The following is a 23,828-nucleotide window of genomic DNA, read 5'->3' on the forward strand; positions in this document are numbered from 1 at the left end:
ACTATAAATATTTTGATTTTTAAAAATTTATAATTGATTTTTTATGATTTTTATTGTATTATTTGACTAATAAGATTTGTTGCACTTCATTTTACATAATTCCTGTTTTAAATAACTTTTCATCAACAATTAAATATTTAATTAATTGCTTTAATTCATATTGATTAGCATTTTCTACAAAATCTTCATCAATTCCAATTACTTCAATATCTTTAACTAATAATTTTTCTTTAATTATATTAATACCAACTTTTTTAAGTTGTTTTGGATCAAGTGATTTATCAATTTGCTCAATTTCTTCCATTACACGAACTTGCTCATCTTGAATTTGATCCATATCAAGCCCCATATCTTCACTTAAATTATTAGCTTCTTCAATTAATGCTTGTTTTTTTAATTCCTCTTCTTTAAATAATTCTTTTTGTTTTTGGATTCGTGCTTGTGTCATATTATTTTTAATTTCAATTTTATGATTTTGTAAATAATTTTCAAATGTAATAATATTAGTACGAATTCGATTTAATTCATCTTTAAAATTTTTAATTAATTGTAGTGGTTCGCGAAATAATATATCAACTTTATCCATCGCTGATGGCATATCTTTTAAATGGATATTTTCATAATTAGTAGCATTTCAAAGATTACGATGTCGCATAATAAAATCTGCAAATTCCTGCCCGTTTTCATCAATTCAATTTTTAATAGGTAACGCTAGCATTGATAAATTTTCAAAATCTGATCCTTTTATTGAAAATGGATATATTACATTTTTAACAGTATTCTTAACAGTATCACTCATTATTCTTCCTCCTCTTTACTTTCTAATTTGTCATATTCTGAATTGTCTTTTAATAATCATTTAATTCTAAAGTTATCATTTGTATTATTTCAATATCAGATAATATTACATTTACAATTATCTAAATTTATAGCGTGTTGTTCACAAACATAAAATTCTGTAAAATCTTCTTTATATAATTGTTTCGTTTCTAAATTTTTATTTAAATTATATGCCAGTTCTAATTGTTGTTTAAAAAAATTAATTTCTTTATCTTTTTTAGCAATTATATCTCTTAATCAATCAAATGTCATTTGTTCATTTTTAATTGCATTACTAATTTCATTTTTATAAAATATTTTAAATTCTTCAATTAATCCTAAAATTTGATAAGGTGGAACTGGAAATGATGTTTCCGAATAATGTATTATTATTTCATCTATTCATTCTTTAAATGTTTTCATTATCTTCTTCCTTTCTTGATAATTTATCTTCAATATGTAACGCTGCTGTTTTAGCATATTGTGAAACAAAACTATATTTTTTAGTTAGTAATTCAATTTCTTTATCTTTTTCAGCAAGTTCATTTTCATATGCTTGTAAGATATCAATTGTTTCTTCCAATTCTGTATCTGTAATTTCAAAATCTAAATATGTATACTCATTTTCATTAAGAAAATTTAATTTTTCTTCAAATCATTGAATTAATTCTTTAACTGTTTTTGTCATTTTCATTCTCCTTTACTAAATTTAAAAATATATATTTTAATACATTTGGTACTATTGAATTACCTAATTGTTTTTGAATTTGACTTTTGCTATTAACACTTAACATTTTTTCTAAATCATTTAATGTATAACCCATTAATAAAGTCATTTCATCTGTTGTTAAATAACGATATTTATCATTTAATAGAACTTTGGTTCTATCTGCTTTTGTAGTTAAAGTAGGATATAATTTTTCATCAGCATTTGGACAATAATCTCAACTATTACGTGTACCATTTAATAGAATAAAACCATTATGGAAAGTTGTTCCTTTTGGAATTTCTTTATTACCTGGAATAGTTCAATTTACAATATCTTTAAATTGATATTCTAATAGTTTTTGAGTTGGTCAAGGGAATTTTCATATTCAATTTTCATTTAATTTACTTATAATAAATATTCTTTTGCGTTTTTGTGGTATTCCATAATCTTTTGCATTTAATATTTTATAATCTGTTTCATATCCAAGATTATTAAGATATTCACAATATTTTTGAATATTCTTAAAGTTTTTTTCACTTAATACATTATCAATATTTTCGTTAATAATTCATTTAGGTTTATAAAATTTAATGATTTTTAATGTATCTCATAATAAACTCGACCTAGTACCACTATCTTTATCCATTCCTTTTAAAAAACCTGCTTTTGATATATCTTGACAAGGTCAACCACCAATAATAATGTCAATTTTTTCCTTTGTAAGATTTGCTACATCAATTTTAGTAATATCATTTAAGTTTGGTGTTTTGTAATCATTATAGATTGCTCGATATGATTGTTCTGCATAATTATCAATTTCACTAAATCATATAGTTTTATGTGGAATATTTGCAAGTTCTAATGCTCTACGAGGAGTGCCAATACCTGCAAATAATTCTATTATTTTAAACATAAATTACTCAATTTTATCAACTTTTTCATTATCTTCATTTCCAATATAATTATTTTTAGGTTTGTCAAAATATAAATGTGTTAAATTATCTATTTCTTCGGGTGTTAATTTTTTATTTTCAACTTCAATTTCATAACGATCCACAATTGCTAAACCACAATCTTTATAACAATCTGGGTAATTATCAAACATTTCATTTAATAAATCTTTTAAATTCATCATTATTATTCAACTCCTTGTCATTTAATATTTTCATTTTCTAAATCAATAATAGTTGTTCTAAAAGAAGAGTTTTCTTCCGCTGTAATTTTTGTTTCTTCTAATGTATAAAAAAATAAAGTATTTGTTGTATATTTAGTATTAATTACTAATAAGTATCTTTTATTCATAATTTATCACCTCGTAATCTGCTTCTTCATCTTCTAAATAATCACTAATTAAACCTTTAACTTCATTAATTTGATATCATTTCAAATTCAAGTAAAAATTTGTTGGCAACAAAACATTGCCCACCCAGCGTTCTTCATTACCAAATTTAAGATATAAATTTAATTCTAAATTTTCATTATCACTATCAATTTGTGCATAAATAATATATTTATTACTAATTTTTAATGCTTTATTATTAATTCATTTTTCATTTAAGTAATCACCAATACAATATGACATTTTTAATTCCTCCTAATTCTGTTTACCTAATGCTCAATGTTCATCAGTCATATCTTCAAATGAGACTGCATAACTTTTAAGCATTAATTGATTTAATTTATTAATAGTTTTTTTATTTAACTTTTTCATATAAACCTCCTATAATTTTGGTAATTTTTGGTAAATTAACTACAATGTTCTACAATTTGTAGGTGTTTGTAGTTGTAAGTACCTCCTCATCAAGTCCCCTCTAGTAGATTAATTAAGAAATACTTGCCCAGTTCTTAAAAGTTAATCAACCCCTACGCACACGATTTTATTTTTATTCTTGTTAATTAAAAGTTATGAATACAGCATTATCTGTTTATCTTAATCAAAATCATTAATTACAAAATCGCAAAAAACAAGTTAACAGTTCTAGTGGTTTCTTTACTGACAAAATGTCATGTTGGGGAACCCTTCCACTAAAAATATATAATTGTAAATTAAATAATTGTAGAACCAATATATTTAATTTTTAAAGTTAATTTTTAAATAAAAAAATCAACTCTTATTAAAGAGTTGATTTTTCCTATTTCATCCTTTATTCTACATCTTATAATAATTTCATAACTGATGAAAAACTAGTGGAGGTATAAAATATGAAAAAAATATTAACTTTGTTAACGGGCTTATCTTTAACAACAACAGCAGTTAATACTATTATTAGCTGTACAATAAAAAGTAATCCTGAACAAGCTGATGGGGGCGGCCTTGATTATCAAGGGGATTTAAAAATTTTAAATACAATTACAAAACATATTGCTGATAGTTTTCAGCAATATGCGACTGAAAAAACACTAATCGATATTAATGATTATTCAATCCCGGAATTTTAAAACTTATTTTCAATGGTAAGTGCTGCAAAACCATCTCAAAAATCAGATCGTAATGATCAACAAGTGGAACCAGCTTTATAGGCGTTAGTGAATGGTTTTTTAGCTGTTTTTGATAATCTTAATCGTAAAATTGCTGATGACTATTCAAACTATTATCCAGATAGTGTCCCAATGGCAACTGATCAGAGTGATATGAAATTTACTTTAAACTATATTGATATTAATAAATTAGGAACATTAACAAATGTTGACACGAATGGTTTAAAAGGAGTTCGCTTGGATTTTAAATTGCAACTAAAGGTTAAATTTAAATCCTTAGAAACTGGTATGCCTTTTACCTTTCAATATGCAATTACCAATGATGGTGTGCGGATGAAAAAAATTCTAACAGCTGTAACTGGGGCAGTTTCAAAAGCAATTGTTAAATTTTTTAATACAAATGGTGGTGATATTATTGTCGATCAAAATCCAGCTTATCGAAACATTTATGATAATTTTGATTTAAATTATGCTTATGATCATAGTATTCTAGATACAATTGTTCAAAATGAATTAAGTACGGCGTTACAAGCGGATTCTGGACTTGGTGATATTCGAGATAGTATTACTTATGCTCATGATGAAGAAATTTTAGCGTTATTAAATTCAATTATTAATCCTGATACAAATGGGGTGACACCATAATTACCAGAAGATGAAAAATATACTTGGGTTAATACTGGTTATGCCCCAGATAAATTAACACCAGAAAATTTTTTAACATATTATGGGGAAAAATTAAACATTTTAACAAGTAAAACTGGTCCAAAATTACAGTTAGGGCAATTTAAGGTTAACTTAGCAAAAGTGTTAGTTGCTGGGATTCCTTTAGCTGGGGTTGTCTTAAATGATGGAAAACCTTTTTATATTAATATTGGAATTACTCGTGACGGAATGATTAATAAAATTAAAAACTTTGGGCGGATTATTGCGACTTTTTACAAGTATTATCAAATTACGTGAGATATCAAGCGTTATACTGAAGGAAGAATTCAGTTAGAACCAAAGTTGCATGAAATGATGTTTGATGATCCACAAACATATACTTATAAAAAAATATGAAGTGTTTTATTAAAAAAATTTAAAGAAGATCCTAAAAATCAAACATTACCAGATCTTGATAAGTTTTGAGTATCAACATTTAGTAACAAAGACATTGTAATGCGTCGTGATATACCAAATTTACCAGAATTATAATTTAGGGTTCCAATTTGGGGTTAATTCAACAACCAATAACATTTATTATACCCCTTGACCAGTTGATAAGTGAAATATTGCGTTTAAACCACATGGTTCACCAATGTAAAAAAATAACCTTAAATTTAATCAACAATTGTGGCTTTAATTTAAAAATGGGTTTAATTTAGACTCATTTTTTCTTTAGGATTATTAACTTGTTTTGTTGTTATTTTTTGCAACTTTATAAATATAAATCTTTAATAAAGACAAGCTTTAATTTTGTCGAAAACTCTTGATGAAATAAAAAAAATCATCAATATGACAATTTGAAAACTAATTTTGTGTAAGATTATGATTTTGCTTTAAATTTTTTAAACGTTAAAATATAATACCGTTGATTGTTGGTTTGGTGTTAAACCTTTGTGTTGGTATTTTCATTTTCAGAGCTTTAAATAATTTTGAATATTAGTGAAACCCAAACCATGATAATGAATTAAGGCTTCTTTAAGACTGGATTGTAATTTACTAATCTTATTTAACTTTTGATAACTAGTATCAGGGTTTGTACTAGTTTTGGTGGAATATAGAGTAGAATTTGTTTGTTTTGCTACTAATAAATATAGTGGTTTCATATCAGAAATAATTATTGATTTTTCTTTAATTAGTTGCTTATTCATATTTTCAATAATCCATTGTTTTTGTAATCTTTTGGTATTGGTGGATTGAACAAAAATATTATTATTGCTATCAACTGCCATTTGAATACAGCATTTGGTATCAGTTGAAAATGGATCGAGATGAGTTTTTCGTTTATCAAATTTATCTTTAAAATTGCCTTTATGAATTTCTTTAATAAATGTTTCATCCATTTGGATTTGACCATTTAATTTTTTAAATTTTAACTGTGTATTTTCTAATTGTTTTGATTGCATTAATTTTTGTCGATTATATCAAGCGGTTTTTGGGGTTGTTTTAATAAAACGAGAAATTATTTTACTAGATTGTCCTAACAATGAAATTTGAATTAATAAATTTCACTGTTCATAATTTAAATGACTTCAATAAGTAAAATGATGACGAAATGCATCAAAACTAGCACGACATTTTTTACATAAATATTTTTGTTTTCCTTCGGAATTATGACCATTTTTAACACAATGAAAAGATTTGCAATTAGGACATATAATGCCTTTATCTCTAAATTTTTGATCAATTTCATTTAAACGTTTTTGTTTTTTAATTAAGTCTGCTTGTTGTTTTATTTTTTCATAAAATTCTAAAAATTGATCATCTGTTAAGCTATTTATTAATTCTGTAATTATTTTTTTCATCATTTATTTACCTCTATATATTAAAAATATACCTAATTTTAGGTATATTTTATAAATATCAAGAGTTTTCGACAAAATTAAAGTATTTTGTTGTTGCAGAATATAAAAATTCGTGGTTTAATTATCTTAACTTAAAAAGACAAGTCTTGCTAATGCTTTTATAAATAAAAAGCATTAAATTTATGTCTACTAAACAAACACTTACTTTATTCCAACATAAAGCGGTCAAAACACCAACAACGCTTTATTTTTTGGCGATTTTAGGATATAATTATTACATAGAGTTTTGGGGTTAAATTAAAGTGGGTGCTAAATAATGAAGAGCAATGACATTAAAATTTTAAAAATTAAACCAATTAAGCAAGGCCTTCTTAACAATCAGCATTCTGATTGTCAAGAGCCTTCTTTAATTGCTAAGTCACATTTTTTTGGTGGTGAAAATAGCCATTTTTTTAATAATGGTTTTTTTGCATCAAACTCATCTGTCCCAACACAAATGATGCCACAAAATTATCCTTCTTCATTAACCCAATGCCGAGAATTAAATTTAAATCTTGATAATCCTGACGCGTTAAAAGTTTTGCATACTCAAACAGAACAGTTAGAACAAGAAAAGACAAGTTTTCACCAACGGTTAGATCGAATAAAAACAACATTTGATGAAAAAGCACCTTTTCATAATGATAACCATTTACAAGAACCGCCAGTGATGAGCAAAAAGATTGATTTAACCCATTTTAATAATAACAATCCAGTTCATCGTGTTCTTAAAGATGATCAGATTGATGTTGATCGAACAGACTTAAAAGCACAAGCGCGTGCTATTGCTCAAAAAATTGTCCAAAAAACAGAACAGGAAACAGCTCGGAAAACAAATGAGACAATTGTTGAAAATAAACCTGTTTTAAAACCAAAATCAATTTTATCAACACATTTTCCGAAGGTTAGTGCCGTTAATCCAATTCCAAAAAAAGATGTTATTGTGACACAAAGTTATAATAATAAAACTAAAAATACAGAAAGTTCATCTTGAAAAAAATCACAACCGCTTTTTAATAATAAAATAAACTTAATTAAGGAAGAAGCAAAAAAACCGCAGACAAACGAGCCTGAACAACCAAGATCTAAACCAGAAGCTAAAGGGATTAACTTAAACGTCGCATTTGGTAGCGGTTCGGAGGTTTATGATGAAGCTGATGTTATGGAATGGGATATCACAAAACGACCAAATTTAGGACTTGATCATACGACTAATAAATATTATCATCAAGAAGAAATAACCCCAAAAGAAGAAGAAAAGATAGGTTCTTTGCCAATAACGCAAAAAGATGAGTCTGAAACTGAAATACCACGGGCAATTGAAATTGATGAACCAGTAGGAAACTATCGAATCAATAATTTTTATGCAAGTTTGTTTGATACAGTAGAGTCAACTGTTAAACCAAGCAAACCAATTAAAAATGTTAAAATTAAACGAATTCGTGCAAAGAAGCAGGTAAAATCCAACGATGAGGATCTAAATCAAGAAAAGCAAAAAAATGATGTTCAACCAGCAACTTTTTTTAGCAATAGTTATCAAATTCAACGATTACCAAACGGAAGACAAAGAATTAGTAAAATTACGAAAAATAACATTATTACATGACGTAATCCAACGATTTTAACAGCACGGATTATTGCTGTTGTTGGTCTAATTCTTTTATGTGGTGCTTTTTTAATCTTTAATAATTGAATTAATAATTCATCATTGGATTTATATAATTTTATTACAACAACTTTTGGAGAATTTGATTTTATTCAAACTAACCAAGATTATTTTTTACCGAGCCGGTTGTTTATAATTATCTTGCTTAGTATCTATGCTATTGTTATTATTTTACCATTCTGTGTTATTCCTAATTTTAAAATTCAATTATATTTGCTTTTACCTTTTGGTTTATTATTATTAGGAAGTGTAATTGGAATTGCTTTGTATGGTTATTTTTACAATAATAATACTTTTCTGTTAACAAGTGGTATAATGCAAATTATTAGTTATAGTTTTTTAATATTAGCAAATATCTTAATGTTAATAGGGATTTTATTCTTAAAGCGTCAAAAAAGATAACACTAAGTTTTTTAAACTTAGTGTTTTAATGTTAAAATAATATTGCTAATTATATTATTAAGGGAAGTGATTATAAATGGAAAAAGTTGTTGTCGGCTTATCGGGAGGTGTTGACTCTTCTGTTAGCTTATATTTATTACAACAAGCTGGCTATCAAGTTGAAGGGCTGTTTATGCGAAATTGAGATAGTCAATTAAATAATGATATTTTAGGGAATAAGGCAATCAATAATCCAATTTGCCCCCAAGAAGTTGATTATAATGACGCAGCAAAAGTTAGTGCTGCTTTGAAAGTGCCATTACATCGCGTTGATTTTATTAAAGAGTATTGAGAATATGTCTTTGAATATTTTATTAGTGAGTATCAAAAAGGACGAACACCAAACCCAGATATTTTATGTAATAAATATATTAAATTTGATTATTTTTTAAAGTATGCGATTAATAATTATCAAGCTGATTTTATTGCAATGGGGCATTATGCGCGGGTACAATTTAATCAAGAAATAAATGAATATCAATTATTACGAGGAGTCGATGGTGACAAGGATCAGACTTATTTTTTAAGTCAATTAAATCAACATCAATTAGCAAAAACAATTTTTCCGTTAGGAAATTTAACCAAAAAAGAAGTTCGAGAAATTGCTAATGCACAAAATTTAATAACAGCAAATAAAAAAGATTCAACTGGAATTTGTTTTATTGGTGAACGTGATTTTAAAAACTTTTTGCAAAATTATATTCCAAATCAAAATGGTCCGATTGTTGATATTGAAACAAAAGAAGTTGTTGGAACACATAATGGTATTATGTATTATACAATTGGGCAACGACGAGGATTAAATTTAGGGGGGATGACAGAACCTTATTTTGTTGCTGGCAAAAATGCGGCAAAAAATATTTTATATGTGGCAAAAAGTAGTGAAGAAAAATGACTATATTCAACTAGTTGTCTTGTAACAGATGTTAATTGAATTAATACACTGAAAACTGATCAGTTTAACTCTACAGCAAAATTTCGTTATCGCCAAAAAGATATTCCAGTTAAAGTAACGGTTTTAAGTGATGACAAATGTCTTGTTCATTTTGATAATAAAGTAAAAGCGATAACTCCTGGTCAAGCTGCTGTTTTTTATGATGGTGATGTTTGTATTGGTGGTGGAACAATTAATGAAGTTTATTTAAATGATCAAAAACTATGTTACTTATAAGAAAGGAATATTGTAATGGCTGAAAAGATACGTGGTTATTTAAAATTAATTGTTTTTGAATCAAAGAATGGTTATCGGATTTGTAAATTTCAATTAGAAAAAGATAAAACCCATTTTATCTTTATTAAAGGTTTTTTAGCAACGTTACAACCTGATCAATTATACGAATTAACTGGTGAATTTGTTTATAATAATCGTTATGGTCAAAATTTTGAAGTTAAAGAATTAAAACAAATTGGACCCCAAAGCAATGATGAAGTTTTGAAATACTTAACAAGTAGTTTGTTTCCAACAATCGGAGCAAAAACAGCACAAAGTATTATTGATTATTATGGAAACGATATTGTTAGTAAAATTAAGGCCAATATTTTAGAACTAAAACAAATTCCAGGAGTTACTACTAAACAAGCGGATATTATTGCAAAATCATTTAACGAAATGAGCCAAGATGATGAATTAAACCATCAATTTAATCAAAAAGGGTTGTCTTTGCAAGTTTTATCATTATTAAAAACAAAATATAATGTTGATCAAATTTATGCTTTATTAACAAAAGACCCTTATTCATTACTGTTAAAAGATAATATTTCATTCAAAATAATTGATCAAATTTATTTAGCGTTTGACCAAGACCCGCTTAGTGATATTCGAATTGGTTATTATGCCTGATATTTAGCAAAAGAATTTTGTAATAATACTGGTGATACTTATTTAACATTAGATGAATTAACAGCTATTTTACAAAAACATTTTAATGATTTAACAAAAGAATCTATTTTAGCGGGGTTAAAATATAGTAAAGAAATCAACTTACTAATTTTTAAAAATGATAAAATTTATGTTGCAGAAATATATCATAGTGAGTTAAATATTGCTGCCATGTTAAGTGGTCTAAATTCAACGGATCAATATGATGAAGAAAAACTAGTAAAGCATTTAGAGAAGTTAACAAGCAAGAAACAAATTAGTTACAATGCAAATCAAACGAAAGCAATCAAAGCCGCTGTTCATTCCAATTTTTTAGTAATTATTGGTGGTCCAGGAACTGGTAAAACAACTGTAGTTGATGGAATTGTTAGTATTTTAAAGCAAGTTTATCAACAATCAAAAATTGTTTTAGCAGCACCAACCGGAAAGGCAGCAAAACGATTGCGCGAAAAAACAGGACAAAAAGCCTTAACGATTCATAAATTATTGAAATATGATGCAATTACAAATCAGTTTTTTTATAATGAAAGTAATCCGTTAGAAAATGATATTTTAATTTTAGATGAAGTTAGTATGGTTGATAGTTTGTTATTAGCTCAAATTGCCAAAGCTAGTTTAAATTTACGAAAATTAATTTTAATTGGTGATCCAAATCAGTTGCCTTCTGTTGCTTGCGGTAACACTTTACGTGATATTATCCAAAGTGATGTTTTCAATGTCATTAAGTTAGAAGAAGTTTACCGCCAAGAAGCAGGAAATGATATTTTGGAATTAAGTTATGCGATTGAGCAAGACCATTTTGAATATGATTTACTAAACAAAAAAGATTTAACTTTTATTGAAGAAACTGATCCTCATTTATTATTAACAACAATTGGTGATTTATATCAGAAACTAAATGAAGAAAAAGCAGGAGATTATAATGCAATTCAAGTAATTGCTCCGATGTATAATGGTCCTGTTGGCATTAACATGTTAAACACTTATTTACAAGATAAAATAAATCGTTCTTATGGCCAAAAAGAGATTAAAATTGGTCATCGGATTTTTCGGGTTAATGATAAAGTAATGCAATTAAAAAATCGTCCCGAGTTGGAAATTTATAATGGTGATGTTGGAGTTATTGTTGATATTAAAAAAGATAGAAACTTTAACGATGTTTTATTAATAAAATATGACAATATTGTTGAATATAGTAAAGAAATGTATTACGATATTACTTTAGCTTATGCATGTAGTGTGCACAAATTGCAAGGAAGTGAATATGATAATATCATTTTTGTTATCACTAAAAGTTTTTGAATGATGTTAAAACGGAATTTAATATATACTGCAATTAATCGAGCAAAAACAAATTTATATTTAATTGGCGAACAAAGAGCTTTTTTGCAAGGTGTTAATAATTTGCCGCAAAAACGACGAACAACGCTAGAAGAAGTTCTTAGAGGAATTATGTAAAATGAAGTGCAACAAATCTTATTAGTCAAATAATACAATAAAAATCATAAAAAATCTTTAATTTTGTCGAAAACTCTTGATGAAATAAAAAAAATCATCAATATGACAATTTGAAAACTAATTTTGTGTAAGATTATGATTTTGCTTTAAATTTTTTAAACGTTAAAATATAATACCGTTGATTGTTGGTTTGGTGTTAAACCTTTGTGTTGGTATTTTCATTTTCAGAGCTTTAAATAATTTTGAATATTAGTGAAACCCAAACCATGATAATGAATTAAGGCTTCTTTAAGACTGGATTGTAATTTACTAATCTTATTTAACTTTTGATAACTAGTATCAGGGTTTGTACTAGTTTTGGTGGAATATAGAGTAGAATTTGTTTGTTTTGCTACTAATAAATATAGTGGTTGCATATAAGAAATAATTATTGATTTTTCTTTAATTAGTTGCTTATTCATATTTTCAATAATCCATTGTTTTTGTAATCTTTTGGTATTGGTGGATTGAACAAAAATATTATTATTGCTATCAACTGCCATTTGAATACAGCATTTGGTATCAGTTGAAAATGGATCGAGATGAGTTTTTCGTTTATCAAATTTATCTTTAAAATTGCCTTTATGAATTTCTTTAATAAATGTTTCATCCATTTGGATTTGACCATTTAATTTTTTAAATTTTAACTGTGTATTTTCTAATTGTTTTGATTGCATTAATTTTTGTCGATTATATCAAGCGGTTTTTGGGGTTGTTTTAATAAAACGAGAAATTATTTTACTAGATTGTCCTAACAATGAAATTTGAATTAATAAATTTCACTGTTCATAATTTAAATGACTTCAATAAGTAAAATGATGACGAAATGCATCAAAACTAGCACGACATTTTTTACATAAATATTTTTGTTTTCCTTCGGAATTATGACCATTTTTAACACAATGAAAAGATTTGCAATTAGGACATATAATGCCTTTATCTCTAAATTTTTGATCAATTTCATTTAAACGTTTTTGTTTTTTAATTAAGTCTGCTTGTTGTTTTATTTTTTCATAAAATTCTAAAAATTGATCATCTGTTAAGCTATTTATTAATTCTGTAATTATTTTTTTCATCATTTATTTACCTCTATATATTAAAAATATACCTAATTTTAGGTATATTTTATAAATATCAAGAGTTTTCGACAAAATTAAAGTAAAAAATCAATTATAAATTTTTAAAAATCAAAATATTTATAGTTTTTATTTTATTTTAAGGAAAATTAAGCACACTAAAAAATAATTTATTAAATTACTTCAAATAAACCTATTTAAAATTATCTGAAAATACCTCTTTTGCTGTTTTTCAATTAAGAACAGGCCTTAATTTATCATTTATAACATTAACTACTCAATTTATTTTTTGTTGACTAACATTATTAAAATCAGTTCCCTTAGGAAATCATTGTCTAAGTTCAGAATTCATATATTCAATTAATGGTTTTTGTTGTGGTTTACCAGGGTCACAAAAATAAACTTGTGTTTCAGCAAATATTTCTAATTCTCTTCATTTACTAAATTCTTTTCCTCTATCAGTTATTATTCCTTTAATTTTCCCAAATAAATTATTACTTATAACAATATCTTTAAACTTTTCCACAACTTCATTAGCAGTATGATTTTTTAATTTCATAACAAAATAACTTTTACTATTTTGTTCAACTAAAACCAAATTACTATATTGATGCTCTTTTCCAACTACGGTATCCATTTCAAATCAACCAACATCAGTCTCTTTATTCTCAATATCTCATATTGATTTAAAATTAATTAATTTACCACGATTATCAAATTTTCCTTTTGTTTTATATTTTTTACCACGATGACGTAAATTCTGTTTTAAAAAACCATAAAAACCCAAACGAATTCATTTATACAATGTTTTAACACAAACAGGAAATTTAATACCAAACTTTAGAAAATAACGATTAATAAGTTGTGATGGAGAATCACGATAAACATTAAATCTTATATTAATAAAATTTAATTGTTCTTCTGTAAACTTATATCTTTTATTATTCTTTTTTCTTTTCTCATAATACATTTTATCTGACTTATAAGCACTATATTCATCAATAGTTTTAAAACGCTTAATTTCTCGCAAAATAGTACTACGATTTCTGTTCAAACATTTAGCAATTTGTGCAATATTTATTTCACCATTCTTTTTTAAAAATAATTTTGATAATAATAATTTTTCCAATTTAACCCTATCAATAAAACTTAAATGACTATACATAACATTTATATACCTTTCATTAATTTATAAATTTAATATTAAAATTATTTAATACATTATTGATATATGATAAAATCAATTATAGCATTCAAGTAATTTTAATAAAGGAGAAGTAAAATATGAAAAAGTTACTAAGTATTTTAGGAGTAATCGGATTAACAGCAACAAGTACAACAACATTAATTAGTTGTGAAAAACCAAATAATAATGAAAACGGGGGGGGGGTAATAAACCTACACCATAACCACAACAACTACCAGAAAATAGCAAATGAACTAATATTCCTAGAACACAGGCGCCTAATAAAGAGTTTTTAACTGCTACTAATAAATGATATTTTTATATAAATAAATATGAAAATAATTATATAACGACAAAATTTTATTTTGATAATAATTTTATTAATAATCAAAACACTTGATGACAACACTTAAAAAATGATTCAGATTTTATTTGAAACTATAATTTAGTATATCGTTGAAATAAAAACAATGAACCACAAATACCAGAAATTAATAAAGACACGGGATTAATAATTGATTGAAAAGAATAAAAGGACTAACAAGTCCTTTTTTAAATTAATCTAACAAACTTCATAAAGATAATTAATAGGAATATATTTGTTATTGTATTATATAATGCTGGACTAAATTTTCATACCTCAAATGTTTGACTAAAAAAACTATATATTGTTTGAAATATTTTACCAACACCGCTTGCTAATTCGTTTACTTGTTTAACACCGGGAATATTATTTACAATTCAAATTGCAGCATTTTTTATATGACACGCTAAATTATATCAACTACAACTTTCATATTGGGCTTGTCATCATTGTCCATCAGGAAACAACCCGCCATTATTTATTTCTTGTCAGTTATAAATTCCAAAATTAAAATCACAATAACGGTACATATCATTTTCTTTTTGGGCTTGTAATTCAAAAACATTATAACCGATTTTTTGTTCTTCAATTTTTTTGTATTTTAAACCGTATTTATCTTTTAAAGCACCTTCAAAAACATAACCTTCATTTTGATTAATATTATAATTATTTGCAACTGAAAAATCATAATTAAATACATCTCCATAATTTGTGTTATAAAAACGATTTTTAAATGCTGAATACAATTTAATGTCTAATTGATTGTATTTATCAGAAAAATAAAAATAACGAGGATAAATTTTAAAACCATTATTTACTAATAAACCATATTTTTTATTATATCCTTGTAAATAAGTATCATTTTCTAAATCAAAAATTGTTCGTAAATAATCTTTATAAAAATTTTGGGAAACCGTAAACATACTATTTAATAGTTTTTCAAATTGATTTTTATTAGTATTAGTTTCATCAATTAAAACATCTCTAAAATTAATCAATTTTAAACCAAAAAAATTAATTAAAACAGTATCATACTGTAAATTATCAATATAACCACTTTCAATAAAATTACTGCGATTTTGAAATACAGGTACCAAAGCATGGGTAAAAAAGGCTTTTAAAAATTTATTAATATCAATTTGACCTTTCATCTGTTCAAAAACCATTTTACCAATATTAGGAGAATTACCTTGATTATAATTATATGTTTCAGCACTAAAATTAAAAGTATCTTCTTTTTCTTTCATAAAAGTAAACAAAAAACCTAAATCATCAGTATACCGATAACTATTTGCATTATTACCATCCCAATATTGTTTAAAATGTGTTAATTCTAAACTATATGCAACAATATTTTTATTTTCATCAATTGTTAAAATCATCCGATAAATTGATTTTCTAGTTAAAATAACATCAGGTTTTCAATCTAATTTTTCCATATTATTAATAATTTCAAAATCAAAAATTATTCTTTCACTACCCAAATTTGGGTCATCATAGTTTGGATTACCACCTTGCTGAATTCGGATATTTTCTTGTACAATAACATCAATATATTTAAGCAAAAAAGAACTTTAATTTTGTCGAAAACTCTTGATGAAATAAAAAAAATCATCAATATGACAATTTGAAAACTAATTTTGTGTAAGATTATGATTTTGCTTTAAATTTTTTAAACGTTAAAATATAATACCGTTGATTGTTGGTTTGGTGTTAAACCTTTGTGTTGGTATTTTCATTTTCAGAGCTTTAAATAATTTTGAATATTAGTGAAACCCAAACCATGATAATGAATTAAGGCTTCTTTAAGACTGGATTGTAATTTACTAATCTTATTTAACTTTTGATAACTAGTATCAGGGTTTGTACTAGTTTTGGTGGAATATAGAGTAGAATTTGTTTGTTTTGCTACTAATAAATATAGTGGTTGCATATCAGAAATAATTATTGATTTTTCTTTAATTAGTTGCTTATTCATATTTTCAATAATCCATTGTTTTTGTAATCTTTTGGTATTGGTGGATTGAACAAAAATATTATTATTGCTATCAACTGCCATTTGAATACAGCATTTGGTATCAGTTGAAAATGGATCGAGATGAGTTTTTCGTTTATCAAATTTATCTTTAAAATTGCCTTTATGAATTTCTTTAATAAATGTTTCATCCATTTGGATTTGACCATTTAATTTTTTAAATTTTAACTGTGTATTTTCTAATTGTTTTGATTGCATTAATTTTTGTCGATTATATCAAGCGGTTTTTGGGGTTGTTTTAATAAAACGAGAAATTATTTTACTAGATTGTCCTAACAATGAAATTTGAATTAATAAATTTCACTGTTCATAATTTAAATGACTTCAATAAGTAAAATGATGACGAAATGCATCAAAACTAGCACGACATTTTTTACATAAATATTTTTGTTTTCCTTCGGAATTATGACCATTTTTAACACAATGAAAAGATTTGCAATTAGGACATATAATGCCTTTATCTCTAAATTTTTGATCAATTTCATTTAAACGTTTTTGTTTTTTAATTAAGTCTGCTTGTTGTTTTATTTTTTCATAAAATTCTAAAAATTGATCATCTGTTAAGCTATTTATTAATTCTGTAATTATTTTTTTCATCATTTATTTACCTCTATATATTAAAAATATACCTAATTTTAGGTATATTTTATAAATATCAAGAGTTTTCGACAAAATTAAAGTAAAAAATCAATTATAAATTTTTAAAAATCAAAATATTTATAGTTTTTATTTTATTTTAAGGAAAATTAAGCACACTAAAAAATAATTTATTAAATTACTTCAAATAAACCTATTTAAAATTATCTGAAAATACCTCTTTTGCTGTTTTTCAATTAAGAACAGGCCTTAATTTATCATTTATAACATTAACTACTCAATTTATTTTTTGTTGACTAACATTATTAAAATCAGTTCCCTTAGGAAATCATTGTCTAAGTTCAGAATTCATATATTCAATTAATGGTTTTTGTTGTGGTTTACCAGGGTCACAAAAATAAACTTGTGTTTCAGCAAATATTTCTAATTCTCTTCATTTACTAAATTCTTTTCCTCTATCAGTTATTATTCCTTTAATTTTCCCAAATAAATTATTACTTATAACAATATCTTTAAACTTTTCCACAACTTCATTAGCAGTATGATTTTTTAATTTCATAACAAAATAACTTTTACTATTTTGTTCAACTAAAACCAAATTACTATATTGATGCTCTTTTCCAACTACGGTATCCATTTCAAATCAACCAACATCAGTCTCTTTATTCTCAATATCTCATATTGATTTAAAATTAATTAATTTACCACGATTATCAAATTTTCCTTTTGTTTTATATTTTTTACCACGATGACGTAAATTCTGTTTTAAAAAACCATAAAAACCCAAACGAATTCATTTATACAATGTTTTAACACAAACAGGAAATTTAATACCAAACTTTAGAAAATAACGATTAATAAGTTGTGATGGAGAATCACGATAAACATTAAATCTTATATTAATAAAATTTAATTGTTCTTCTGTAAACTTATATCTTTTATTATTCTTTTTTCTTTTCTCATAATACATTTTATCTGACTTATAAGCACTATATTCATCAATAGTTTTAAAACGCTTAATTTCTCGCAAAATAGTACTACGATTTCTGTTCAAACATTTAGCAATTTGTGCAATATTTATTTCACCATTCTTTTTTAAAAATAATTTTGATAATAATAATTTTTCCAATTTAACCCTATCAATAAAACTTAAATGACTATACATAACATTTATATACCTTTCATTAATTTATAAATTTAATATTAAAATTATTTAATACATTATTGATATATGATAAAATCAATTATAGCATTCAAGTAATTTTAATAAAGGAGAAGTAAAATATGAAAAAGTTACTAAGTATTTTAGGAGTAATCGGATTAACAGCAACAAGTACAACAACATTAATTAGTTGTGAAAAACCAAATAATAATGAAAACGGGGGGGGGTAATAAACCTACACCATAACCACAACAACTACCAGAAAATAGCAAATGAACTAATATTCCTAGAACACAGGCGCCTAATAAAGAGTTTTTAACTGCTACTAATAAATGATATTTTTATATAAATAAATATGAAAATAATTATATAACGACAAAATTTTATTTTGATAATAATTTTATTAATAATCAAAACACTTGATGACAACACTTAAAAAATGATTCAGATTTTATTTGAAACTATAATTTAGTATATCGTTGAAATAAAAACAATGAACCACAAATACCAGAAATTAATAAAGACACGGGATTAATAATTGATTGAAAAGAATAAAAGGACTAACAAGTCCTTTTTTAAATTAATCTAACAAACTTCATAAAGATAATTAATAGGAATATATTTGTTATTGTATTATATAATGCTGGACTAAATTTTCATACCTCAAATGTTTGACTAAAAAAACTATATATTGTTTGAAATATTTTACCAACACCGCTTGCTAATTCGTTTACTTGTTTAACACCGGGAATATTATTTACAATTCAAATTGCAGCATTTTTTATATGACACGCTAAATTATATCAACTACAACTTTCATATTGGGCTTGTCATCATTGTCCATCAGGAAACAACCCGCCATTATTTATTTCTTGTCAGTTATAAATTCCAAAATTAAAATCACAATAACGGTACATATCATTTTCTTTTTGGGCTTGTAATTCAAAAACATTATAACCGATTTTTTGTTCTTCAATTTTTTTGTATTTTAAACCGTATTTATCTTTTAAAGCACCTTCAAAAACATAACCTTCATTTTGATTAATATTATAATTATTTGCAACTGAAAAATCATAATTAAATACATCTCCATAATTTGTGTTATAAAAACGATTTTTAAATGCTGAATACAATTTAATGTCTAATTGATTGTATTTATCAGAAAAATAAAAATAACGAGGATAAATTTTAAAACCATTATTTACTAATAAACCATATTTTTTATTATATCCTTGTAAATAAGTATCATTTTCTAAATCAAAAATTGTTCGTAAATAATCTTTATAAAAATTTTGGGAAACCGTAAACATACTATTTAATAGTTTTTCAAATTGATTTTTATTAGTATTAGTTTCATCAATTAAAACATCTCTAAAATTAATCAATTTTAAACCAAAAAAATTAATTAAAACAGTATCATACTGTAAATTATCAATATAACCACTTTCAATAAAATTACTGCGATTTTGAAATACAGGTACCAAAGCATGGGTAAAAAAGGCTTTTAAAAATTTATTAATATCAATTTGACCTTTCATCTGTTCAAAAACCATTTTACCAATATTAGGAGAATTACCTTGATTATAATTATATGTTTCAGCACTAAAATTAAAAGTATCTTCTTTTTCTTTCATAAAAGTAAACAAAAAACCTAAATCATCAGTATACCGATAACTATTTGCATTATTACCATCCCAATATTGTTTAAAATGTGTTAATTCTAAACTATATGCAACAATATTTTTATTTTCATCAATTGTTAAAATCATCCGATAAATTGATTTTCTAGTTAAAATAACATCAGGTTTTCAATCTAATTTTTCCATATTATTAATAATTTCAAAATCAAAAATTATTCTTTCACTACCCAAATTTGGGTCATCATAGTTTGGATTACCACCTTGCTGAATTCGGATATTTTCTTGTACAATAACATCAATATATTTAAGCAAAAAAGAACTTTAATTTTGTCGAAAACTCTTGATGAAATAAAAAAAATCATCAATATGACAATTTGAAAACTAATTTTGTGTAAGATTATGATTTTGCTTTAAATTTTTTAAACGTTAAAATATAATACCGTTGATTGTTGGTTTGGTGTTAAACCTTTGTGTTGGTATTTTCATTTTCAGAGCTTTAAATAATTTTGAATATTAGTGAAACCCAAACCATGATAATGAATTAAGGCTTCTTTAAGACTGGATTGTAATTTACTAATCTTATTTAACTTTTGATAACTAGTATCAGGGTTTGTACTAGTTTTGGTGGAATATAGAGTAGAATTTGTTTGTTTTGCTACTAATAAATATAGTGGTTGCATATCAGAAATAATTATTGATTTTTCTTTAATTAGTTGCTTATTCATATTTTCAATAATCCATTGTTTTTGTAATCTTTTGGTATTGGTGGATTGAACAAAAATATTATTATTGCTATCAACTGCCATTTGAATACAGCATTTGGTATCAGTTGAAAATGGATCGAGATGAGTTTTTCGTTTATCAAATTTATCTTTAAAATTGCCTTTATGAATTTCTTTAATAAATGTTTCATCCATTTGGATTTGACCATTTAATTTTTTAAATTTTAACTGTGTATTTTCTAATTGTTTTGATTGCATTAATTTTTGTCGATTATATCAAGCGGTTTTTGGGGTTGTTTTAATAAAACGAGAAATTATTTTACTAGATTGTCCTAACAATGAAATTTGAATTAATAAATTTCACTGTTCATAATTTAAATGACTTCAATAAGTAAAATGATGACGAAATGCATCAAAACTAGCACGACATTTTTCTTTAATTTTGTCGAAAACTCTTGATGAAATAAAAAAAATCATCAATATGACAATTTGAAAACTAATTTTGTGTAAGATTATGATTTTGCTTTAAATTTTTTAAACGTTAAAATATAATACCGTTGATTGTTGGTTTGGTGTTAAACCTTTGTGTTGGTATTTTCATTTTCAGAGCTTTAAATAATTTTGAATATTAGTGAAACCCAAACCATGATAATGAATTAAGGCTTCTTTAAGACTGGATTGTAATTTACTAATCTTATTTAACTTTTGATAACTAGTATCAGGGTTTGTACTAGTTTTGGTGGAATATAGAGTAGAATTTGTTTGTTTTGCTACTAATAAATATAGTGGTTGCATATCAGAAATAATTATTGATTTTTCTTTAATTAGTTGCTTATTCATATTTTCAATAATCCATTGTTTTTGTAATCTTTTGGTATTGGTGGATTGAACAAAAATATTATTATTGCTATCAACTGCCATTTGAATACAGCATTTGGTATCAGTTGAAAATGGATCGAGATGAGTTTTTCGTTTATCAAATTTATCTTTAAAATTGCCTTTATGAATTTCTTTAATAAATGTTTCATCCATTTGGATTTGACCATTTAATTTTTTAAATTTTAACTGTGTATTTTCTAATTGTTTTGATTGCATTAATTTTTGTCGATTATATCAAGCGGTTTTTGGGGTTGTTTTAATAAAACGAGAAATTATTTTACTAGATTGTCCTAACAATGAAATTTGAATTAATAAATTTCACTGTTCATAATTTAAATGACTTCAATAAGTAAAATGATGACGAAATGCATCAAAACTAGCACGACATTTTTTACATAAATATTTTTGTTTTCCTTCGGAATTATGACCATTTTTAACACAATGAAAAGATTTGCAATTAGGACATATAATGCCTTTATCTCTAAATTTTTGATCAATTTCATTTAAACGTTTTTGTTTTTTAATTAAGTCTGCTTGTTGTTTTATTTTTTCATAAAATTCTAAAAATTGATCATCTGTTAAGCTATTTATTAATTCTGTAATTATTTTTTTCATCATTTATTTACCTCTCTATATATTAAAAATATACCTAATTTTAGGTATATTTTATAAATATCAAGAGTTTTCGACAAAATTAAAGACATTTTTTACATAAATATTTTTGTTTTCCTTCGGAATTATGACCATTTTTAACACAATGAAAAGATTTGCAATTAGGACATATAATGCCTTTATCTCTAAATTTTTGATCAATTTCATTTAAACGTTTTTGTTTTTTAATTAAGTCTGCTTGTTGTTTTATTTTTTCATAAAATTCTAAAAATTGATCATCTGTTAAGCTATTTATTAATTCTGTAATTATTTTTTTCATCATTTATTTACCTCTATATATTAAAAATATACCTAATTTTAGGTATATTTTATAAATATCAAGAGTTTTCGACAAAATTAAAGAAAAAGAACGAACATTTTGATAATATTCAGTATATAATTTTAATTTGCCATCATTATCAACAACGGGTAATTCTGGTTCACCGTTTCCATCTCAACGATATACTAAATTATAGTTTCAAATAAAATCTGAATCATTTTTTAAGTGTTGTCATAACAAATTTTGATTTTTAATAAAATTATTATCAAAATAAAATTTTGTAAGCAAATATTGACCATTTCTTTTTTCTCCATAAAAATATCATTTATTAGTAGCAGTTAAAAATTCTTTATTAGGTGCCTGTGTTCTAGGAATTTGTATTCAAAACTCATTAATCATTTTAACTAATTGTAAATTATCAATACCTCTTTCTAATTTATTAATAACTTCCACAGTATTAAAATACTTAGCAAAAGAATAAGAAAAATTAGTTAATTCTTTTAAAAATTGTTTTTTATCAACATCATAGAATTTATCAATATTATATTGTTTAGCATAAGTATCTCAATTTTTATATAAATCCATAAACTCATCACTAGGCTTATCAAATGAAATTCCCGTTGAATAACTATCCTTTAAAAAGTCTAAATATCATTTATCATTATAAGTTAATGTTTGTGATGTTTTTAGAGTTGGATTAATAAAGTAATTTGTTTCAGACCAGTTTTCAAAAAAACTACTGCGTAAAAACATTGTATTAATAAAATCAGTTTCATTCATTCCCATTGTTTGTTAATTAACAGTATAATTCTGCTGATTTAAGGGTTTAAATGCTGTTAAAGTAATAAATGGAATAATTAAACCTAAAATACCTAAAATAGATATGGCAAATAAAGATAATGATTTTTTCATATTTATAATTCAACCCCTAACTATACAATGTTTTTGAAACAATAAACCCAACAATATATAAACTTGATATTGTTAACATTAATGGATGACTAAACAAAATTGCCATTTTACCAAACAAAGAAAGTAAAAAAGTATCTGAGTTATATAAATCCATAATGATATTTTTTGCTGATGTTAATTGATTTATAATCACCGTAATAAAACTAGTACCAAAAATAGCAATTGCAGCAACTAATAAAACTAATCTAATCATTAATCTGTTTCCTTTCACCGACCATTTTTATTA

At 24.8% G+C, this 23,828-nt stretch carries 24 protein-coding genes and 3 pseudogenes; 8 read left to right on the top strand and 19 right to left on the bottom strand.

Going from position 1 to position 23,828, the window contains the following annotated elements; all coding sequences use genetic code 4:
• Positions 1-91: 91 nt before the first annotated feature.
• Genes ACOBME_RS09035 through ACOBME_RS09065 form a run of 7 tightly spaced genes read right to left on the bottom strand, consistent with a single transcriptional unit; the run spans position 92 to position 3,110 of the window.
• Positions 92-799: a hypothetical protein gene (locus ACOBME_RS09035; RefSeq protein ID WP_338965837.1), complete on the bottom strand. Its 708-nt coding sequence runs from the start codon at positions 797-799 to the stop codon at positions 92-94.
• Positions 799-1,242 carry a hypothetical protein gene (locus ACOBME_RS09040; RefSeq protein ID WP_338965839.1) on the bottom strand — a complete coding sequence of 148 codons (444 nt, stop codon included), beginning with the start codon at positions 1,240-1,242 and terminating at the stop codon, positions 799-801. The genes ACOBME_RS09035 and ACOBME_RS09040 overlap by 1 nt, the downstream gene beginning before the upstream one ends.
• Entirely contained in the window at positions 1,229-1,507 is a 279-nt protein-coding gene (locus ACOBME_RS09045; RefSeq protein ID WP_338965841.1) for a hypothetical protein, read from the bottom strand. The genes ACOBME_RS09040 and ACOBME_RS09045 overlap by 14 nt, the downstream gene beginning before the upstream one ends.
• The gene (dcm, locus tag ACOBME_RS09050; RefSeq protein ID WP_338965844.1) at positions 1,491-2,441 is read right to left on the bottom strand and encodes a DNA (cytosine-5-)-methyltransferase; all 951 of its coding nucleotides are present in this window, start codon (positions 2,439-2,441) and stop codon (positions 1,491-1,493) included. Before dcm ends, ACOBME_RS09045 begins: the two co-directional genes overlap by 17 nt.
• Before the next feature lie 3 nt (positions 2,442-2,444).
• Entirely contained in the window at positions 2,445-2,663 is a 219-nt protein-coding gene (locus tag ACOBME_RS09055) for a hypothetical protein (protein ID WP_338965845.1), read from the bottom strand.
• A 2-nt stretch (positions 2,664-2,665) separates the two neighbouring features.
• On the bottom strand, positions 2,666-2,830 hold the full coding sequence (locus tag ACOBME_RS09060) for a hypothetical protein (RefSeq protein ID WP_338965846.1): 165 nt from the start codon (positions 2,828-2,830) through the stop codon (positions 2,666-2,668).
• Entirely contained in the window at positions 2,823-3,110 is a 288-nt protein-coding gene (locus ACOBME_RS09065; RefSeq protein WP_338965847.1) for a hypothetical protein, read from the bottom strand. The genes ACOBME_RS09060 and ACOBME_RS09065 overlap by 8 nt, the downstream gene beginning before the upstream one ends.
• Positions 3,111-3,730: 620 nt before the next feature.
• Between ACOBME_RS09065 and ACOBME_RS09070 the strand changes: the two genes are divergently transcribed.
• From ACOBME_RS09070 to ACOBME_RS09080, 3 genes are all read left to right on the top strand, one after another.
• A complete protein-coding gene (locus tag ACOBME_RS09070) occupies positions 3,731-3,967 on the top strand; it encodes a lipoprotein (protein WP_338965848.1) in 237 nt (78 codons plus the stop codon).
• 87 nt (positions 3,968-4,054) lie between these two features.
• Positions 4,055-4,651 carry a hypothetical protein gene (locus ACOBME_RS09075; protein ID WP_338965850.1) on the top strand — a complete coding sequence of 199 codons (597 nt, stop codon included), beginning with the start codon at positions 4,055-4,057 and terminating at the stop codon, positions 4,649-4,651.
• Positions 4,652-4,813: 162 nt separating this feature from the next.
• The gene (locus ACOBME_RS09080) at positions 4,814-5,203 is read left to right on the top strand and encodes a hypothetical protein (RefSeq protein ID WP_338965852.1); all 390 of its coding nucleotides are present in this window, start codon (positions 4,814-4,816) and stop codon (positions 5,201-5,203) included.
• Positions 5,204-5,556: 353 nt separating this feature from the next.
• On the opposite strand, the gene ACOBME_RS09085 is transcribed toward ACOBME_RS09080, so the two are convergent.
• Complete coding sequence (locus tag ACOBME_RS09085) at positions 5,557-6,519, bottom strand: IS1/IS1595 family N-terminal zinc-binding domain-containing protein (RefSeq protein WP_338963578.1); 963 nt, start codon at positions 6,517-6,519, stop codon at positions 5,557-5,559.
• A gap of 313 nt (positions 6,520-6,832) precedes the next feature.
• Between ACOBME_RS09085 and ACOBME_RS09090 the strand changes: the two genes are divergently transcribed.
• The 3 genes from ACOBME_RS09090 to recD2 all read left to right on the top strand — a co-directional run bounded on the left by ACOBME_RS09090 (position 6,833) and on the right by recD2 (position 11,999).
• The gene (locus tag ACOBME_RS09090) at positions 6,833-8,623 is read left to right on the top strand and encodes an ABC transporter permease (RefSeq protein WP_419335003.1); all 1,791 of its coding nucleotides are present in this window, start codon (positions 6,833-6,835) and stop codon (positions 8,621-8,623) included.
• Positions 8,624-8,699: 76 nt separating this feature from the next.
• Positions 8,700-9,833, top strand: coding sequence for a tRNA 2-thiouridine(34) synthase MnmA (gene mnmA, locus ACOBME_RS09095; RefSeq protein ID WP_419335005.1), 1,134 nt, complete (start codon positions 8,700-8,702; stop codon positions 9,831-9,833).
• Between the two features lie 15 nt (positions 9,834-9,848).
• Positions 9,849-11,999 carry an SF1B family DNA helicase RecD2 gene (recD2, locus tag ACOBME_RS09100; protein ID WP_338965861.1) on the top strand — a complete coding sequence of 717 codons (2,151 nt, stop codon included), beginning with the start codon at positions 9,849-9,851 and terminating at the stop codon, positions 11,997-11,999.
• Between the two features lie 155 nt (positions 12,000-12,154).
• On the opposite strand, the gene ACOBME_RS09105 is transcribed toward recD2, so the two are convergent.
• Both ACOBME_RS09105 and ACOBME_RS09110 read right to left on the bottom strand, forming a co-directional pair.
• Complete coding sequence (locus tag ACOBME_RS09105) at positions 12,155-13,117, bottom strand: transposase (RefSeq protein WP_419335007.1); 963 nt, start codon at positions 13,115-13,117, stop codon at positions 12,155-12,157.
• Positions 13,118-13,307: 190 nt separating this feature from the next.
• Positions 13,308-14,279 carry an IS30 family transposase gene (locus tag ACOBME_RS09110; RefSeq protein WP_338965834.1) on the bottom strand — a complete coding sequence of 324 codons (972 nt, stop codon included), beginning with the start codon at positions 14,277-14,279 and terminating at the stop codon, positions 13,308-13,310.
• Between the two features lie 119 nt (positions 14,280-14,398).
• Between ACOBME_RS09110 and ACOBME_RS09115 the strand changes: the two genes are divergently transcribed.
• Positions 14,399-14,596 (top strand): lipoprotein, encoded by a 198-nt coding sequence (locus ACOBME_RS09115; RefSeq protein WP_419335009.1) that lies wholly within the window; start codon positions 14,399-14,401, stop codon positions 14,594-14,596.
• A 256-nt stretch (positions 14,597-14,852) separates the two neighbouring features.
• On the opposite strand, the pseudogene ACOBME_RS09120 reads toward ACOBME_RS09115, so the two are convergent.
• The 3 genes and pseudogenes from ACOBME_RS09120 to ACOBME_RS09130 all read right to left on the bottom strand — a co-directional run.
• Positions 14,853-16,235 (bottom strand): annotated as a pseudogene (locus ACOBME_RS09120) (spiroplasma phage ORF1-like family protein); the annotation flags it as partial.
• A 101-nt stretch (positions 16,236-16,336) separates the two neighbouring features.
• A complete protein-coding gene (locus ACOBME_RS09125; RefSeq protein WP_338963247.1) occupies positions 16,337-17,299 on the bottom strand; it encodes an IS1/IS1595 family N-terminal zinc-binding domain-containing protein in 963 nt (320 codons plus the stop codon).
• A 190-nt stretch (positions 17,300-17,489) separates the two neighbouring features.
• Positions 17,490-18,461, bottom strand: a complete 972-nt coding sequence (locus tag ACOBME_RS09130; RefSeq protein ID WP_338965834.1) for an IS30 family transposase — start codon at positions 18,459-18,461, stop codon at positions 17,490-17,492.
• Between the two features lie 119 nt (positions 18,462-18,580).
• On the opposite strand from ACOBME_RS09130, the gene ACOBME_RS09135 reads away from it, so the two are divergent.
• Positions 18,581-18,688: a lipoprotein gene (locus tag ACOBME_RS09135; RefSeq protein WP_338963303.1), complete on the top strand. Its 108-nt coding sequence runs from the start codon at positions 18,581-18,583 to the stop codon at positions 18,686-18,688.
• A gap of 345 nt (positions 18,689-19,033) precedes the next feature.
• On the opposite strand, the pseudogene ACOBME_RS09140 reads toward ACOBME_RS09135, so the two are convergent.
• The 6 genes and pseudogenes from ACOBME_RS09140 to ACOBME_RS09165 form a co-directional block, all read right to left on the bottom strand.
• Positions 19,034-20,416: pseudogene (locus tag ACOBME_RS09140) on the bottom strand (spiroplasma phage ORF1-like family protein); the annotation flags it as partial.
• Between the two features lie 101 nt (positions 20,417-20,517).
• Positions 20,518-21,297, bottom strand: a complete 780-nt coding sequence (locus tag ACOBME_RS09145) for a transposase (protein WP_419335011.1) — start codon at positions 21,295-21,297, stop codon at positions 20,518-20,520.
• 57 nt (positions 21,298-21,354) lie between these two features.
• Positions 21,355-22,317 carry an IS1/IS1595 family N-terminal zinc-binding domain-containing protein gene (locus tag ACOBME_RS09150; protein WP_338963247.1) on the bottom strand — a complete coding sequence of 321 codons (963 nt, stop codon included), beginning with the start codon at positions 22,315-22,317 and terminating at the stop codon, positions 21,355-21,357.
• Positions 22,318-22,393: 76 nt separating this feature from the next.
• Positions 22,394-22,633, bottom strand: coding sequence for a transposase-like zinc-binding domain-containing protein (locus ACOBME_RS09155; protein WP_419335013.1), 240 nt, complete (start codon positions 22,631-22,633; stop codon positions 22,394-22,396).
• 75 nt (positions 22,634-22,708) lie between these two features.
• Positions 22,709-23,542 (bottom strand): annotated as a pseudogene (locus tag ACOBME_RS09160) (spiroplasma phage ORF1-like family protein); the annotation flags it as partial.
• 16 nt (positions 23,543-23,558) lie between these two features.
• Positions 23,559-23,795, bottom strand: a complete 237-nt coding sequence (locus ACOBME_RS09165) for a hypothetical protein (protein WP_338963583.1) — start codon at positions 23,793-23,795, stop codon at positions 23,559-23,561.
• Between the last annotated feature and the right edge of the window lie 33 nt (positions 23,796-23,828).

Source organism: Spiroplasma endosymbiont of Sarcophaga variegata, assembly GCF_965178695.1.
In the GTDB taxonomy this organism is placed as follows: domain Bacteria; phylum Bacillota_I; class Bacilli_A; order Mycoplasmatales; family Mycoplasmataceae; genus Spiroplasma; species Spiroplasma poulsonii.